General features: G+C 32.5%; 11 protein-coding genes. 2 read left to right on the plus strand and 9 right to left on the minus strand.

The window, feature by feature from the left end; translation table 11 throughout:
• Positions 1–378: 378 nt before the first annotated feature.
• The 3 genes from bsdtb5_RS17245 to bsdtb5_RS17255 form a co-directional block, all read right to left on the minus strand.
• Positions 379–2,607: a hypothetical protein gene (locus bsdtb5_RS17245; protein WP_271713211.1), complete on the minus strand. Its 2,229-nt coding sequence runs from the start codon at positions 2,605–2,607 to the stop codon at positions 379–381.
• 282 nt (positions 2,608–2,889) lie between these two features.
• Positions 2,890–3,768 (minus strand): Hsp33 family molecular chaperone HslO, encoded by an 879-nt coding sequence (gene hslO / locus bsdtb5_RS17250; RefSeq protein ID WP_271713212.1) that lies wholly within the window; start codon positions 3,766–3,768, stop codon positions 2,890–2,892.
• Between the two features lie 108 nt (positions 3,769–3,876).
• Positions 3,877–4,683 carry a class I SAM-dependent DNA methyltransferase gene (locus tag bsdtb5_RS17255; RefSeq protein ID WP_271713213.1) on the minus strand — a complete coding sequence of 269 codons (807 nt, stop codon included), beginning with the start codon at positions 4,681–4,683 and terminating at the stop codon, positions 3,877–3,879.
• A gap of 290 nt (positions 4,684–4,973) precedes the next feature.
• Here bsdtb5_RS17255 and bsdtb5_RS17260 point away from each other — a divergent pair, with 290 nt between their 5' ends.
• Positions 4,974–5,507, plus strand: coding sequence for a GNAT family N-acetyltransferase (locus tag bsdtb5_RS17260; RefSeq protein ID WP_271713214.1), 534 nt, complete (start codon positions 4,974–4,976; stop codon positions 5,505–5,507).
• Positions 5,508–5,890: 383 nt separating this feature from the next.
• On the opposite strand, the gene xylB is transcribed toward bsdtb5_RS17260, so the two are convergent.
• Together xylB and xylA are read right to left on the minus strand one after the other, a co-directional pair.
• Complete coding sequence (xylB, locus tag bsdtb5_RS17265) at positions 5,891–7,360, minus strand: xylulokinase (protein ID WP_271713215.1); 1,470 nt, start codon at positions 7,358–7,360, stop codon at positions 5,891–5,893.
• Positions 7,361–7,496: 136 nt separating this feature from the next.
• Positions 7,497–8,816: a xylose isomerase gene (gene xylA / locus bsdtb5_RS17270; protein WP_271713216.1), complete on the minus strand. Its 1,320-nt coding sequence runs from the start codon at positions 8,814–8,816 to the stop codon at positions 7,497–7,499.
• Between the two features lie 409 nt (positions 8,817–9,225).
• On the opposite strand from xylA, the gene bsdtb5_RS17275 reads away from it, so the two are divergent.
• Positions 9,226–10,410 carry an ROK family transcriptional regulator gene (locus bsdtb5_RS17275; RefSeq protein WP_271713217.1) on the plus strand — a complete coding sequence of 395 codons (1,185 nt, stop codon included), beginning with the start codon at positions 9,226–9,228 and terminating at the stop codon, positions 10,408–10,410.
• Between the two features lie 108 nt (positions 10,411–10,518).
• On the opposite strand, the gene bsdtb5_RS17280 is transcribed toward bsdtb5_RS17275, so the two are convergent.
• The 4 genes from bsdtb5_RS17280 to addA all read right to left on the minus strand — a co-directional run bounded on the left by bsdtb5_RS17280 (position 10,519) and on the right by addA (position 18,455).
• Positions 10,519–11,448 carry a diacylglycerol/lipid kinase family protein gene (locus bsdtb5_RS17280; RefSeq protein WP_271713218.1) on the minus strand — a complete coding sequence of 310 codons (930 nt, stop codon included), beginning with the start codon at positions 11,446–11,448 and terminating at the stop codon, positions 10,519–10,521.
• A 213-nt stretch (positions 11,449–11,661) separates the two neighbouring features.
• A complete protein-coding gene (locus tag bsdtb5_RS17285; RefSeq protein WP_271713219.1) occupies positions 11,662–11,925 on the minus strand; it encodes a small, acid-soluble spore protein, alpha/beta type in 264 nt (87 codons plus the stop codon).
• 177 nt (positions 11,926–12,102) lie between these two features.
• A complete protein-coding gene (locus tag bsdtb5_RS17290; RefSeq protein ID WP_271713220.1) occupies positions 12,103–14,325 on the minus strand; it encodes a methyl-accepting chemotaxis protein in 2,223 nt (740 codons plus the stop codon).
• A 284-nt stretch (positions 14,326–14,609) separates the two neighbouring features.
• Positions 14,610–18,455, minus strand: a complete 3,846-nt coding sequence (gene addA, locus bsdtb5_RS17295) for a helicase-exonuclease AddAB subunit AddA (protein WP_271713221.1) — start codon at positions 18,453–18,455, stop codon at positions 14,610–14,612.

The raw sequence follows: 18,455 nt of genomic DNA on the forward strand, positions 1-18,455 counted from the left end.
CTTCATTTTTTCTTTTGCTTTTATGTATTACAGTTTAGTTAATTCATAAAACTATATTAGTATTTTATGTTGAATTATTTGATTAGACAATGTGTTATCTTATATAGATTTGGATTATGAGATACACTTTGGAGCAATTATTTCAATGATAAAATTATAATAAAAATAAATACATTTAGCACATTTGTTTCCAACATATTATAAATTATATTTTTAAACAATATGCAATATTTTATCATTATTGTGATTTCACAATATTCGCATTATTTCCACATATACATTGTACTAAATAGCTACTTGTGTTAAAAAAATCTATAAGAGTACCCTTGGGCAACCTTATAGATTTTTTGTTTTTCACTATATTTACTTCACAATTTATTATTCCGTTACAACTATATTTCCAATATTATTTAATGTGTAAGTTCTTGTTCCATTAGTAATCTTTATCGAGACATTGTATAAAGTAGCAGTTACATGCGATACACTAAATGAACTTCCATCAAAGTTCATTCTTGACGCTATTTCAGATGTATTACTAGAGATGAATTTAACATCTGCTAAGCTATATCCTGTAGGTAGCGATAAACATGACTCTATGGTTGCTTTTGATACAACACCGTTTGTAATTCTGTTCGAATTTAATGTAGCATTAGGAGCTGCTGCTGAATCTGTAACACCAAAAGTTCCTCTAGCAACTTCAACATTATTGATATAAGCAATAATTGTATAAGTACCCACTGTTTCTGCTATGATATTACCAGATGTATCAAGATTAATAGCATTACCCGTCATCGATGAAACATTGCCATTTGGAGTTGTTATTTTAAATACTGCTTTTGAGGTAACATTCTGTACTTTATAACCTGATGCATTCAAAGTATAAAGAGATACCTGTGCCACATGTGGTGTAGATATGGTATTATCATATCTATGTGCAATATCCAGATTCTTGATACCAATAATGGAGTACGTTTTTTCTACGTTGTCTGCTGCAACTACCGTTACTGTGATGTATTTTGGTGCTAAATTTCCCGACTTTACTTGATATACAGTCGTACCAGCTGCTACTGGTGTAAACGCAAATGTATAACCTCCATTTGCAGTAACCCCTGATAAACTTGTATTTGAAACAGATGAACCGGTATATCTAGTTAAAGTAATTGTTTGACCATCCATAGGCTTACCGTATTGATCAACAATCGATACGTATGCTGTAGGATTATTCATTCCACCAGTTAATGAACCTGTTACAGTTGTAGGAACCTGTATTGTAGCTGCAAGCGAAGAAGCGGTAACTATAATAGGAACTACTTTTGTAATAGAACCAGCGATAATCTTAACATAACCAGTTCCCACAGCTACTGGGGTAATTACTCCAGAACGAGAGTCTACAATAACAATGTTCGAATCTAAGGCTTCAAAAGTAACATTTTTACCATTCGCTCCAGTCGATTGACCTTGGAATTTATCGTTGATTTGTACATATAATGATTTATTTCTCTCATTTAATGAGATTGTATTTACAGGTGACGTAAATGAGACCTTAGATCCAGTAGCTGCAATGGTATAATTATCAATACTATTAATAATGGAACTGCTGCCAGTCACACTAATTCTATTGGATCTTACTTGAGTACCTGTTGCAACATTTGTATACACAATTGTTACATATGCCATTGCTCCAGCTGATAATGTGATTTTATTATTCACAACAGGAACCGTAGATTCAAATGTTACAAACGTATCCCCTGTTATATCCATTCCATTTTGATCATATACAGTATAAGCAATAGGTGAAGCAGTACCTGCTTTCACAGTCTGATCATTAGCATTGATTCTTGCAACACTGCCTTGGGAATAACTCAATGTACCTGTTAGCATATTGCCTCCCACTCTTACATTGATATTATAAGTCTGGCCAGGTGTAAGATTGGTGTAGCTTTCAATAAGCAAGGACGTTCTATCAGCAGATAGTATTACCCCCTTAACATATTCTCTTCCTTGGGTTGATGCGTTGTATATAATAATATCATCTTTGGTTACTGTAGAGTCTATTGGGGAATTGAATTCAACTGTAAACGTATTGGATTTATTCAATTTCACATTCGAGATCTTTAAAGGTACATTTACAGTTAAATCTTGTGATACCGCAGTAAATCTTCCAGCCTTTTTATAAGCATTGTTTTTAGCAGTTTTAGCTGTAATTGTAAAAGAACCTGCTTTCTTAGTTGAAACAACTCCTTTGGAATTCACAGTTGCACCAGCGGTATTGTTATTGTTGTCAATAAAAAAATAGACTTTATCTGTACATTTTTTACCCGATTTAGTCGTTATAGTTGTATTAAAATCATATACTGATTTACCAACTCCAACTTCTGTAGCTGGATTATTGATCGTAATTGCTTTGGCACTTACCTTTTTCTTACTCGAGTGTGCTTTTTTAGCATTTACTTTATATCCATATGTTCTTTCTAAAGTAATATTATCATTCGTTATGTTTCTTTGAATTGCTGTTGCTGCAGATGCAGTCATTGATGGGACTGCTGTTGTCACAACAAGTGCTATTGCCATACTTGATGCAATGCTTTTTAATAATTTACGCTTCATTTACTTTTCCCTCCCTGGAATATACTATTGTTTATCAGAGAAATTTTCCATTTATTTATCTGAACACTTGCTAAATTAGTCCTGGATTATGTCAATTTTTTGTCTAGCATATGTCAAAAATGGATTTTTGTAGTATTCTAGGACTAATTAATCATCAGCGCAAAGAAAAACAGTATTAATTGTTCACTAAATTAGCAATGTTTTTAGATAATAAAAAATCAACCTATAAAACAAACTTCAATTATTCTAGTTCGTTCTATAGGTTGATTTTATTCTACTTTCTTACTTACTCCTCTTAATAATCCCCTTCAATTCCTCCACGGAGAACATATAATGCTTATTACAGAAATGACAATTTACCTCAATAGGCTCACCATCATCAATCATCTCCTGAATATCCTTCTTACCTATACTCACAATTGCTTTCTCCACGCGTTCCTTAGAACAATTACAATAGAACTGTGTTGGCATTGTATCCATAATCTCAACGCCAAATTCACCAAGAACATGCTCTAGAATCATCTCAGGTGTATAATCATTATCTAGTAAGCTTGTAATTGATGTAATCTCACCTATCTTCTTTTCTAACTTACTGATTACCTCTTCCTCTGCAAATGGCATTAATTGAATAATAAAACCACCAGCTTGTTTTACTGTATTATCTTTATTCATCAGTACACCAAGTGCTACGGATGAAGGCACTTGTTCACTTGTTGCGAAGTAATAAGTTAAATCTTCTGCAATCTCTCCAGATACTAGATGTGTTTGTCCTACATATGGCTCTTTTAATCCCATATCTTTGATAACACTTAATACTCCAAGATCTAATGCTTTACCTACATCAAGTTTTCCTTTATCACTTGGTGGAAGCATAACGTCTGGGTTGAAGACATAACCCTTTACATTTGCTTTTGCGTCTGCTGTGACAGTTAATCCCTCAATTGGTCCACTACACTTGATCTGTAGTGTAAGAAGTTCATCTTCGCCCTTCATCATACTTCCCATCATACTTCCTGCTGTTAATAATCTACCTAATGCAGCAGTTGCAATTGGGCTTGTATTATGAGCTTGTCTTGCTTCTTCTACTAATTCTTTTGTTGTTGCTGCGAATGCACGAATTTGGTGATTGGCAGCAGTTGCTCTTACTATATAATCTGACATGTTATTCTCCTTTTTCATCTAAAATCATTCATTGGTAATAGGCAAAATTTTATTTCAATCGTGTATGGTGTAATTTTACAACCCACATTATCTCAAAATTGTTTTGCGTTACTGCTCATCCGTATAATACTTCTTCTCTTGTCTTTTCTCTCTCGCCACAATATAGATTCTCTCGCTTGTCTCTTTTGGTTCCTCATTCGTAAATGCATCGTAAGCTGTTACGAATTCCATTCCAGCTTCTTCAATTAGCCTTTTTATCGTATCTAGAGAATATGCTCTCTGATAATGTGTCTCATCGAATCTTCGAAAGAGGTCTTCCTCTTCTTTCACATAGATTGTCAAATCATACTCATTTAACTTTTCCTCGACATCATAATAATTATCCCAGATAAAGCTTGTATCTTCTCGATTCTCAGCAATTGTGTTATCTGCAAGAATCTTCTCATACTTATATTCTGTATTCATATCAAAGATAAATACACCATTGGTATCAAGATAATTATTTACCAAACCAAATACCTTTATTAAATCTTCTTCGGATAAAATATAGTTCATACTATCGCATATACTTACCACTGCTTTTACTGTTCCATACAATTCGAACTCTCTCATATCCTGTAATAGATATAAGATATTCCTTCTACCTTCTTCAAGTTCCTCTTCGGATAAGCTTTCACTTAGCTTCTCTAGCGCTATTGCTAACATCTCTTCGGAATTATCTATTCCTATCATGTCATATCCCTTTTTAAAGAGTCTCTCTGTGATACTACCTGTTCCACATCCTAAATCTAAGACCAATCCTTCTGACACTTCGTATTTACTTAGTAACTGAATTAAATACTCACTCCATTTATCATAAGGTATATTATCCATAAAGGTATCATACACCTGCGCAAATCCTGTATATGCTTGCATATTATCTCCTTGTCTCTAAACTTACTTTATTAGATAGTGTTTCCATTATCCTCTATCTTATTTTTTTGATTTTGTTCATAAAATTCATAGATTTCTTCTTGGCTAATAAGATATTAGCAATTTTTTAATAATAAGTCAAATGTTAGCTTTTTATCTTGTCATTGGTCTATTTATATGGTATCGTAGTTGAAATATTCCAACATTATTTGGTATATATTGGTTACTTAATAATTTGTTATTGTTACCTATGAATTAAACTAGGTATCACACATGAAAAGGAGTGTTTCTATATGAAGTATTTCAAAAAACTGGTAGGCGAACATATTTATTTATCTCCAATGAATGTAGAAGACGCAGCAACTTACGTAAAATGGCTAAATGATTTTAGCGTGACAGATGGTATTGGTTCATCTTTCCGTGTTGCGGATCTTGAAAGTGAGAAGAAGTGGATTCTTGATAATGCAGGCAACTATCAATTTGCTATTGTACGTTTAGAAGATGATAAACTACTTGGTAATTGTGGAATCAATTCTATTGATCACTTAAGACAATGTGCTGAAGTAGGTTTATTTATAGGTGAAGAGGAGAATCGAAACAAAGGATATGGAACAGAAGTACTTGACTTGCTCCTTGATTACGGATTCCATTATCTGAACCTCAATAATATCATGTTAAAAGTCTTCTCCTTTAATGAAAGAGCCATCTCTTGTTATAAAAAAGTTGGATTTAAAGAAATTGGACGTAGAAGAAAGGCCTATTACTTAAATGGGGAATTTCATGACGATGTCTTCATGGACATGCTAAAAGAAGAATATAAACAATAAATAATATATATTAAAATAATATATTCGTAATTTGGCTGTAACATTTGTAAATTTGTTACATATATATAGATTATAATTCAAAAAGGAGTTGATATTAAGCATCTTTACTACATTTCATACTATGAAATAGCTTCGAACGCTATTTATCAGAGAAATCTAACTTGCTTACATATGTAAAGATTCGTAACCAACTTACCTCGTTATATGATTGAAAACAATGTGAAATAATTTTTTGATAAAGGGGAGATTCATTAGCGAATTTAATTTCTTTCAATTAGTTAAATGTGAGCCAATTATATAACCAATAGTGACTGCGTAGTTATAACTAATCAATGAAAATAGCCTTCTAGGGTTGCAACCTAGAAGGCTATTTTCTTTATTTATTACACCATTTTTTCGTATACATCTTTTAATGCGGGATAAATTTCTTTAAATACATTATATTTTACATTATATTTTTCCACTAATTCTGCATCTTGTTCAGTCGTTTCTACGATACTAATTAATTTCTTAGTAGCTTCTTCTACATTAGAATATTTACCACAACCAACTGCAGCTAAGATAGCAGCACCGAAAGCAGGGCCTTCTTCACTGTTTGTCTTATCTACTTTTACATTAAGTACATTAGCCATAATCTTGCACCATAGTGGGCTCTTAGCTCCACCACCTGCGATACGTATTCTTTCAACATTTACTCCAAGTGATTTGGTAATCTCAAAAGAATCACGAATTGCGAAAGCAACGCCTTCTAATACTGCTTGAGTCATATCTTCTCTTGTTGTTCCCATGTTCATTCCAACAAAGGCTCCTCTAGCATTAGGGTTGTTATGAGGTGTTCTCTCACCCATTAGATATGGTAAGAAGTATACATTATTTTGTCCAAGCTCTGTGATGCCAGCTTGTTCATTACCATATTCTTTTGTCTTAATAATCTCATCCATCCACCATTTGTTACAAGAAGCAGCGGATAACATTACACCCATAAAATGATATTTACCATCTGCATGAGCAAAGGAATGAAGCGCATTTTGATCATCTACAGCAAAATTATCATTTACAATAAATACAGTTCCAGATGTTCCAAGAGATATGCTACACATTCCATTTCCAACTGTACCAGTACCAACTGCTGCTACTGCATTATCTCCACCACCTGCAATTACTTTAGTTGTGGTTGGAATTTCTAATTCTTTCGCGATTTCTTCGGTTACTGTTCCAACTACTTCGTAGCTTTCATATATCTTTGCTAATTGTTCTTCTTTTAAGTCACAAAGTTCTAGCATCTCTTTTGACCAACATTTGTTCTCAACGTCAAATAAAAGCATACCAGAAGCATCGGATACGTCTGTACAATGTACTTTGGATAGGCAATAAGCAATATAATCTTTTGGAAGCATGATCTTCTTTATCTTTGCAAAGTTCTCTGGTTCATGTTTCTTAAGCCATAATAACTTAGGAGCAGTGAATCCTGGGAAAGCCATATTTGCTGTATAACTAGAGATCTTCTCTCTTCCAATCTCTTTATTTAAATAATCACATTCCGCTTGTGTTCTACCATCATTCCATAGAATTGCTGGTCGGATTACTTGATCCTTCTCATCCAAGATAACAAGACCATGCATCTGTCCACTAAAGCTAATTCCATCAATTTGTGATTTATCACAATCTTTAATTAATTCCTTTGTTCCATCCATAAATCCATTGTACCAATCTTCTGGATTCTGTTCTGACCAACCTGGCTTTGGGAAATGTAATGGGTATTCTCTTGATACGATATTTTTAATATCACCATTTTCATCCATTAATAATAATTTTACAGCGGAAGTACCTAAATCTACGCCAATATATAACATACTTTTCTCCCTCTCTTTTTGAATTTTTACACAACATTAAAAGTAAAAATGTGGCGTACCTAAAAAAGATTACACTATAGTACTCGATTTTAAGCACAGCCACACTTCTACATTACTATAAAATCATAGTAATCAATTATTTAGTTTCCATAATGTATTGATTTAAAATTGATTCAAGAAGTTCTTGTCTTCCTGATACATTTGGAGTAATACCGTTATTAAGTGCATAAGCTTCTAATTCTTTGAATCCTACTTTACCTTCAACGATATCTTTACCAATACCTTCTTTGTAACTTGCATATCTATTTTCAATAAAGTTAATGAATACTTTATCTTCGATTAATTTTGCTGCTACTTTAAGACCTCTTGCAAATGTATCCATACCAGCTATGTAAGAATAGAATAAATCACTTTCTTCAAATGATCCACGTCTTACTTTAGAGTCAAAGTTTAATCCACCTTTTGTTAATCCACCAGCAAGTAGGATTTCATACATTGCTAATGTAGTATCATATACGTTTGTTGGGAATTGATCTGTATCCCATCCTAACATTGGATCACCTTGGTTGGCATCAACACTACCAAGAACACCATTGATACGGCATTGATTTAATTCATGTTGGAATGTATGTTGAGCTAAAGTAGCATGGTTTGCTTCAATGTTCATCTTGAAGTAATCTTGTAAATCATATTTTCTTAAGAATGCTAATACAGTAGCTGTATCAAAATCATATTGATGTTTTGTTGGTTCCTTTGGTTTTGGCTCGATTAAGAATTGTCCTGTGAATCCGATTTCTTTTGCATATTCAACAGCCATTCTCATTAATCTAGCAAGATTATCTAGTTCTAAACCAGTATCTGTGTTAAGTAAAGTTTCATATCCTTCTCTACCACCCCAGAATACGTAGTTTTCTCCGCCTAGATCTTTTGTAATTTCCATTGCTTTTTTGATTTGAGCTGCAGCGTAAGCAAATACTGTTGCGTTACATGAAGTACCTGCACCATGAACAAAACGTGGATTACCAAATGCATTAGTTGTTCCCCAAAGACATTTAATTCCTGTTCTCTTCATTTCTTCTTTAATCACAACAACGATTTCATCTAAGTTAGCAAATGTTTCAGCAAGGTCTTTACCTTCTGGAGCAATATCTCTGTCATGGAAACAGAAGAATGGAATCTGCATCTTTTCCATGAATTCGAAAGCAACATGTACTCTTTCCTTTGCAATATCCATTGCTGTAGCTTGGTTATCCCATGGTCTGAACATAGTGCCAACACCAAATGGATCTCCACCCATATAAGTTAATGTATGCCAATATGACATAGCGAATCTACATTGTTCTTTCATTGTTTTACCCATTACTACTTCTTCTGGGTTGTAGTATTTAAAAGCTAATGGGTTCTTGCTTTCTGGTCCTTCGTAATTGATTTTATCAATACCTTCAAAATATGCCATGAATATATCCTCCTATTTAGTTCGTTCATTAAACTAATTATAATGATATTTTTAATATATCAATTTAACTAGCAATTGTCAAGTGTTTCTAAAATAAAAGCAACTTTAACATTCCGTATTCTGCAACTCTTTCCTAAATTCAGTATAATTCACAAAAAACACATGAAAAGTATGACATTTTCTTACTTTAATTCAACGAAATAATATGGTAATATAGAAAAAGCTGAATTAGTATTATAATAAAACAAATGTTATAAATAGTAAAAATAAATAATAAATTGTATCGATAAAATATTTATATTAACTAATTTATTAATAAATTGACTTATAATTACATATCGCATTAACCGTATATCTACCCAATAGCGCGCTAGATATATTATATAACCAGAAAGGTACGGGTATAATAATGATTACAGGAAGTAAAGAACTGATTCGAGATATTAATAGTAATCTAGTATTAGAGTCTATTATAAATTCAAATCCTATTTCAAGAGCAACTATTTCTAAGAACTTAGGACTTACTAAAGCAACTATTTCTGCAATTGTTCAGGAATTAATTAATAAAAATCTAGTAATGGAAATTGGTAGTGATGATACCAGTCTTGGTCGTAAACCGATATTATTGAGTTTTAATCAAAATGCAGGTTATGCTATCTGTATTGACTTAGCAGTTGATACTTTATCAGCACTGATATCAGACTTGCAAGGCGAAAGTTGTAGATTAAAGCAAGTTAAAACACCAAAATATCATGAAGAATTTGTTCCAGTTATTATTAAATTGGTTGAATCCTTATTAGAAGATACTAAGAACACTCCATATGGGCTTGTTGGTATTACATTAGGAATTCATGGTGTTACATCCAATAATAAGATTATCTTTACACCATATTATGATTTAACCTCCATTGATTTAACCACTGAGTTATCGAACTATTTTAAAGTTCCTGTCTTTGTGGAAAATGAAGCAAACTTATCTGTAATTGGTGAAAAGACTTTTATGTATGATTATCCTAATATCGTTAATATCAGTGTTCACTCTGGTGTAGGTCTTGGACTTATGGTTGATAATGAACTTTACAATGGTTTTAGTGGCCATGCTGGTGAATTCGGTCATACCATTATTGAGATAGATGGTAGATTATGTCCATGCGGTAATCATGGATGTCTTGAACAATATGCATCTGAAAGAGTATTACTACAAGAATTTGCTGATTTAAAAGGACTTGATAAAGTAGAATTCGACTATTTTTCATCCATGTACCAGACGGGCGACCGTGATGCAATTAATATCATTCATAAGTTTGTAAAATATATGACTGTTTGTGTCAATAATATCTTAAATGCATACAATCCAGATATTATTATTATCAATAGCTTGTTCACTATCTATTTTCCTAATCTTATCACGAAGATTGAAGCTAGCCTAACTAGCAGGATGAATACATTTGATCAAATTGTCCCTTCTGCTCTTCAAGATACTTCCATTCTTCTTGGCGGAATCTGTGTGGCAATTAAAAGCTTTCTAGGAGTAAATAAACTACAGTTAAGTAATATGAAAGATGCAATGAAGACTTTTCATTCAAATCAATAAATGTGAAATACAATTAGACTAGATATTTGTTTTTTATAATAAAAAGAAGTGGTTAGGGAGTAACTCCTTACCACTTTTTTTATTTTTTTTATTACTTTTTATTTTATACTATTTAATCGTAGGCACTTTCTTATCTCTTCGAAAAGTAACTGCTTGCTTGTGATTCCTAATTGTCATTTCCTTAAATTCTCCACCAAACTCTCCATCTAATGCCCATGGTAGATCTTCTTTTGAGGTAATTTTAATTTCATTCGAGTGGAAGGAATAGATATATTTCGCATTTGGATCTCTTAATACCAATGATGATATAATAAGTTGTAAATCAAGTGGATTCTGAGGCATTTTAATCAATGCGACTTCAAATAAACCATCATCTAGAATAACTTTTTTACCGCTTAATCCTTTGAATCCTCCAATTGAAGTTGAATTAGTAATCATACCGAAAATGAAATCATCTTCAATGGTTTCTCCATCATGTTCAACTACCAAATGGTATGATTTTATACTTGGTATTCGTTTTACTCCTTCTAGAATATACGCAAGTCGTCCAAGTACATTCTTTGTAGCCTGTGGAGTTCCGTATGATACATCTGTAAAAGCACCAAAAGCTGCACTATAAGTAAAAAAATCATCGTTTAACGAACCGATATCATAAGGAAAATCTTCTCCTTCTACTGTAGTATGTGCTGCTTTTATCATATTCTTTGATATATTTAATCCTGAGGCAAAATCATTCGTTGTTCCAGTTGGTATGTAACCAACATGAGGACGATTCTCTAATAACATTAATCCATCCGTTACTTCATTTAATGTTCCATCTCCGCCTGAGCATACAATCAAATCATATTCTGTTCCTTTTTCACTTACCAACTCTTTTGCATGTCTTTTATATTTGGTAGGTTGAACTGTTATTTCATAATCTGCATTTGAGAAAATCTCTAATATATCTGATAATTTAGATTTGATATTTCCTTTTCCCGCATGTGGATTATAAATAAATAATACTCTCTTATTCATCTTATTCATCATTCCGTTCATCATATTCTCCCAAGAGAAACTATGTAAGTTTACATTTCTTTTACAATTATAACTTCTGCCAATTAATTGTCAACTATATTTGGCTAATTTATAAAGATTTTATTGTTTCTTATCATGAATTTAGATTTTATAGATAAATTTTAGTAAAGTAGTTAGCCAACAGAACTAATCGTCTGACTAACTACTTTATCCTTATATCTATGTTTCTCTCATTTAACTTATTTTATCTCTGTTCGTCTCCAATCCCACTGCTTTACTTTCAGCTGCTTTATTTTCAGCTTCTTTCATCTCTTTTTTTCTTTTTGTCATAAGCCCACCAATTCGGCCTGTTTCTTTGGCAGACAAGTTTTTCCATCCATTTTCAAGTACTCTATCAAATAAACCAAGTTCTTTGGCAATCTCATACTTCATTTGTAGCTCTGGTTTTAGATCTTTTAGATTTGTATCTTTATCAACTTTATCTTTTTTTAATGACATAAACCCACCTATCCTTCACTAATATATCATTCTAGTTTAAGTTTTGCCATTAATCTGACTCTCTATTCCCAAATGCAATTATAACATAAACATTTTAATTAATAATAAGTAAGCTCTAAATTGCAAAGTTATGTTTATTGGCAATTTAGAGCTTATTGTATTTGATACTTATATTATCTATTCTTCGATTTTAAATCTAGATACTGATTCTTCTAACTTCTTAGCATTCTCTAATAAACCGCTTGCTAATTGGTTCATATCTTCTACAGATGTAATCTGAGTAGTAGCTATTGCACTTACTTCTTCTGTAGCTGCTGCAGATTCCTCAGAAACAGCTGAAATGCTTGATATAGCTTCTAGCGTATCCTTTTTCGCTTCTTCAATAGTATCTACACCTTCTGAGATCCTACCTAGGCTAATTGTCAGATTACCAACATGTGAATTGATATTATTAAATAATTCAATCGTATTCTGTAGGGCTGCTGCCTGTGAATCAACAATAGTTTCTGCTTTCTTAGCTGATACTACGGTACCCTGTGTTTTATTTTTGATATCATCCACTATCTTCTTAATATCATTTGCAGCTGTCATTGATTGATCTGCTAATTTTCTAATTTCATCTGCAACAACTGCGAATCCTCTTCCTGCTTCTCCAGCTCTTGCTGCTTCAATGGATGCATTTAATGATAATAGATTCGTCTGAGCGGAGATGTCATTAATTACTCCAACAATACCTTCAATTGTTCTTGATTGTTTATCTAACTCTTCAATTCCATTGATAACAACACCAGTAATCTCAGTTGTTTCTTTCGATTTTTTATTTAACTCGTCAATAATCTCAAAACCTTTGGCTACTGTTTCTTTAGTATTGACTGCAATACGATCAATTTCATTTGTATTATCTGATACTAGGTTAATCTTCTCTGATAAAGTTCCCATCTGATGTAAGCAACTTTCAGAATCTGATGCTTGCTGAACTACCCCAGTTGAAATCTCATCTACTGCAGTAGAGATATCTTTTGATGCAATCAAGATATGCTCTGATGAAACAGATACTTCATTTGCAGATTCACTTACTTTATTACTAACACTATATACTTCCTTGATTAGGTTTCTCATATTGCTTATCATATCAGCGATACTCTTACCTAACAAGCCAAATTCATCGTGTCTATTTTCATCAAATGTTACCGTCAAATCACCTTGTCCTACTTTTTCTAAAGAACGATTGAACTTTGAAAGTGCTTTAGTAATATTAGATGATACTAAAGTACCTGCAAATACAGCAATGATACTTGCTACTAAAACAATAATAATTGTTATATATTTAATACTATTTGCTTGTTTTAATATCATATCTTTAGGTACTAAGCTACATAACGTTGCACCTGTATCACCTATCTTAGTATATAAGTAAAGATATTCCTTGTTATTGTATTTTTCATATGTAGAATCAGTTGTATTTTTTGACTTTACTGATTCTTTATAGTAAGATAATTTGCCAAATACGCTTGTTTTATCTGTATTAGCCAAAGTCTCTTTACCATCTGCAGTTATAAAACTTATAATACTACCCTTTCCTAAATCTAAAGACTTTAATGTACCTTCAATTGCACTTCTTTTAATATCAAAAACCATAAAACCATTGGAGCCCATAAATTTACGTGTAACTGATATTGCATATTTTTGAGGATCTTCTTTCGTTATTTTATCGAGGAATTTATGTTCTCCAGTCCAATATGCATAAACAGAGTTATCTTCCCATACCTTTCCATCTTCACTAGCTGTGTAATCATTATATATACTTTTAGGTAAATAATTCGTTAATGAGATTCCATTTCCCCTCTTACCGAATACATGAATGGTATAAATATTCTTGTCTGCAACTTGAGCTGCTGCTAAAGAAGCTTGTAACTCGCGATATTGTTTTAAATTATTAATGGTATCTGTTTCATTCGTACCTGAATAATAATCTTTTAGCTGAGAATCAGAAAGATATTGTAGTACTTTAGCGTCAATATTATCGAATTGAAGTGTCATGTATTTACCAGTTGATTCAATCGTAGATAAAGTTGATTTCTCATAATTGCTAATGATAGCTTTTGAAGCCTTCGAGTATGAAATCACTCCTAATAATACAATTAACAACACTGGTGTTATTGACACTACTAGCAGTTTAGCTCGAATACTATTGAAATTAATACTCTTATGATTAATATTAAGTCCTTTTCCCTTTTCCTTGCTTCTCTCTGTACTGGTTTTCACCATCTTGCTTTTTTCAGTCTTCTTTTTCTTTAAGATCTTTTTCTCAGTGTTCTTCTTATCGGGTTCTTTTTCTTTCTTGATTACTTTGTCTTTCGTCATTGCAGTTTTCTTCTTCATTACTTCACTTATCTTCATAGACATACCTCTCAACTATTCTTTGAAATACTTTTATATTTTGTTGATGTGTAATAATGATATTCTTTTTGCTTGTCATGCAATTATAATTCAACAAAATCACCTTAAGCACTAATGTTTTTTACTTATAGTACACACTATTTTTGCACAAATAATTACTTTATATTAATTTTCCATACAATTCATAGTGAAAATTGCTATAATTAGTGCAAATTTACTATATTGCTATTTTACCACACTTGCACAATAATGCAACAAATTTCTACTAAATATTTTAGATTTTTCTAAAGAATACTTATTGTCTTATCTAATGAAAAAGAATATATTAACTTTTCTTTTACCTTCTTATTCGTTATCTGTTCTATCGCTTTCTGATAATAATTTAATTGGACCTTGTATTTTTGAACCAAGGTTTCTTCCTTGCCTTTTACTACATAATCTGTTTTATAATCCATAAGCACAATACCATCTTCTTCTTCAAAATACGCATCAATAATTCCTTGAATAAGAACCGTTTCTTCACTATCTGTATCTGGATATACCTCTTTTGCCAGTGCACCTAATACAAACTGTTTCTCAAGAAATAGCTTTCCGTTACTTTTTGCTTTTCTCATACGGTTCGCTAGATCCGATTGTGTAAATCGATAGATTTGGTGAACTCTGACCACCCGGGTATCAGTCTCAGTTAATATTCCTTCTGATAAGAGACGTTCTAATTCTTTTTCTACATCAGCTGGCGATTGTATGGATAACAAATCAATACATTCTAGAACCTTATGATAAATAGTACCCCTTGAAGTAGCTGTAATTTCCTTCTCAGGTTGTATGAATCTTGGTATAATTTCTTCAAGAATGCTTACTTCTGATTGCTTTTCTTCTGAATTCATTTCTTCCAAAGTCATTTCTTGTTGTGACTGCTGTTTTTCTTCTGAATAATTCTCTTCTTTATACTTTTCTATAGATGGTTCCTCATATAATTTTTCGCTATAATCTTCATCAATCATTTGACCTAAGCGTTTCAATTCAGATACTGTTATCTTTGCTTTGATATCCTTTTCCTTCGCATAAGGATACTGATATTCAAGACGCTTTACGATTTCATTTTTCACCGTTTCATCACAATCTTTCTCTGAATCCCATGATAATAACTCTCTTTTTTGAACATCTCCTGCAATCTGTTTCATCACTTCTGTACTGGTCAAACTAAAATAATCAACAATCTTTACTTTAAATTTAGAGATGTGATTATAATAAATACCTGATGGAGTTCCTTGTAGCTCATTGTCTTTTAGAATTTCTTCAAATCCTCGATGTCTAAGTAAAGCAGGTATAATCCAGTCCAAGTAATTAGAAGCAGAAGATAAATCGTGAAATAATTGCTCTTTCTTCTCTTGATGAATGATATTACTATATTTTTTTATCTTATCAATTAGCTTCTTTTGTGTTCCTGTTAAGATTAATTTTTCTTTTGCTCTAGTTAACGCAACATATAGAATACGTAATTCTTCTGATAGATTTTCAAGTTGCATCTTCTTTTGAATTACTTTCTTCATTAAGGTTGGTGATTTCATCCTCAGTTCATAATCGATATAATCAGGTCCTAGTCCTAGGTCAGGATGAAGTACTATCTTACTTCTTGCATCTTGATTGTTAAAGGATTTTCCTAATCCTGATACAAATACAACAGGGAATTCCAATCCTTTTGATTTATGAATACTCATAATTCGAACCGTATCGTCATTTTCTCCGATTGTTTTAGCTTCTCCAAAATCAATATCATATTTATTTAGTTTCTCAATATAACGAATAAAATGGAATAATCCATGATAACTTGTCTTCTCAAACTCAATTGCCTTCTGAACGAGCATATCAATATTAGCACTTCTTCTATCCCCTGCAGGCATAGCTGTTACATAGTAGTAATAATTTGTCTCACTTAGTATCGTTAATATTAATTTGTGTACACTGGTATAAGGAACCATGTTTCTAAACTTCTCAAGCTGTTCAAAGAAAGCTGCTGCTTTTGCACTTAATGCTTCATCAGATCCATGAATGGAATAGATTTCTAGTGCATCATACAGATCTGTCTTTTTACGGTTACTGCAAATTACAGCTAACTCCTCAGAATTAAACTCATACATCGGAGAATGCAGTACTGCTGCTAGTGGAATCTCTTGCCTTGGATTGTCTATAATCTTTAGTAGATTTAAGATAGTCTTAATCTCAATAGCAGAAAAATATCCTGACTGTGTATCAGAATAAGCTGGTATCCCCTCTGCCATAAGTGTATCTACAAAGACATCTGCCCAATTACTCATAGTTCGAAGTAAGATTACAATATCGCTATACTTTGCTCTACGATATGTGTTGTCTTTTCCCAACACATATAATCCATTCTTATCATCGGTAATCTCTCGAATTCTAGCTGCAATTGCTCTTGCTTCCATTTCTTTTTGATTGATTTCTTCAAGATCATTCTCTTCTTCCCCATTGTCTTCTTCAGATATTAGAATTAGTTCTGTAGTCTGTGAAGTTATTTCCTTTTCGAACGATCTACTATCTCTGATGTCCTCTTCCAAGTTATCTTCTGAAATATATTCCTTAAAACTTGCACCAGGATATAAGGCAACTTCATCATTATATTCAATATTACCAAGATTACGCGTCATAATCTGTTCGAAGATAAAATTCGCACTCTCTAGAACATTTGAACGGCTTCTAAAGTTCTTGTGTAAATCAATTCTTTGATAACTACTATCACCTACTGTATAAGTATTATATTTATCCATGAATAATTCAGGTCTTGCTAAACGAAATTTATAGATACTTTGCTTTACATCTCCTACCATAAAGATATTTGGATTACTGTATCTTTCTTTTGAAATGCTATTAATGATTGTCTCTTGCACATAATTACTATCTTGATATTCATCAACTAGAATCTCTACATAATGATCACTTAATTCCTGAGCAACCTCACTTGGGCTAATTTGATCCCCATCTTTATGAACAAGTATATTAAGAGCGAAATGCTCAAGGTCATTAAAATCAACTAGGTTCTTCTCCTCTTTTTCCTTTGCGAAATCATCCATAAACTGTATGGTGAGATCAATTAGTACATTCATCACATTTTGTACTTGATTCATATCGGATAGCATTTCCTCAGGTGATTGAAAGAAATAATTCTTTACGGTATCTCCTATCGCTTTCTTCATATCTTCGCGGATGGATTTGACTGATTCTTTTTTCTGTTCTGATACTTCTGGCATCTTCTTGGTAGATAGCCTTTTATACTGAATACTAGTTAATACTTGTTCGTAGGCAACATATGAATTCTGATTAGCAAGGCTTTCTAACAGTTCTCTATCACTTAATAATGCTTCTTGGTAATGAATCGGTCCATCTGGTTCTAGGCAGATTCTTAGTGCTTCTTCATTACGCTCTAATATATCCTGAAATATTAATCTCAGATAATCTAACAGTGATTTCATCCATTCTGTCTGTTCCATCTCCTCTAAGGAGGCAATCGCAAAATGCTTCCGATTCTCTTCTAACCAATCCTTTGGCCATGGATAGCTCATTGAGAAGTTATATAAATTTAGTATTAACTCTTCTATCTGTTCATCCGATTTTCCAGAGGAATAACACTCTATGAAATTAATAAACTCTTTCGTTGGTTCCTCATAATGAGCCTCTAATAGATTCGAGATGACATCCGATTTTAGAAGTTTAATTTCTGCTTCGTCTGCTACACGAAAGGATGGGTCCAAATTAATGCTATTAAAATGGTTACGTATAATATTTAAGCAAAAGCTGTGTGTTGTTGTTATCTCTGCATTTTGGATTAAAGCTATTTGCTTTTGAAGATGTGCATTATCCGGCATCTCAAGTAGTTTCTTTTCAATTCGATTTCCGATTCTTTCTTTCATTTCTGCCGCTGCTGCTTTTGTGAAGGTAACGATTAACAATTGATCGATATCTACTGGATTCTCTTCATCCGTAATCATCGTAATGATTCTCTCAACCAATACAGCTGTTTTACCAGATCCAGCTGCTGCAGAAACTAATATATTACGATTTCTTAAATCAATGACTTTCTTTTGCTCTGCGGTCCATTCCATTTTTGCCAT

It is taken from the genome of Anaeromicropila herbilytica (genome assembly GCF_016591975.1).
Taxonomy (GTDB): domain Bacteria; phylum Bacillota; class Clostridia; order Lachnospirales; family Lachnospiraceae; genus Anaeromicropila; species Anaeromicropila herbilytica.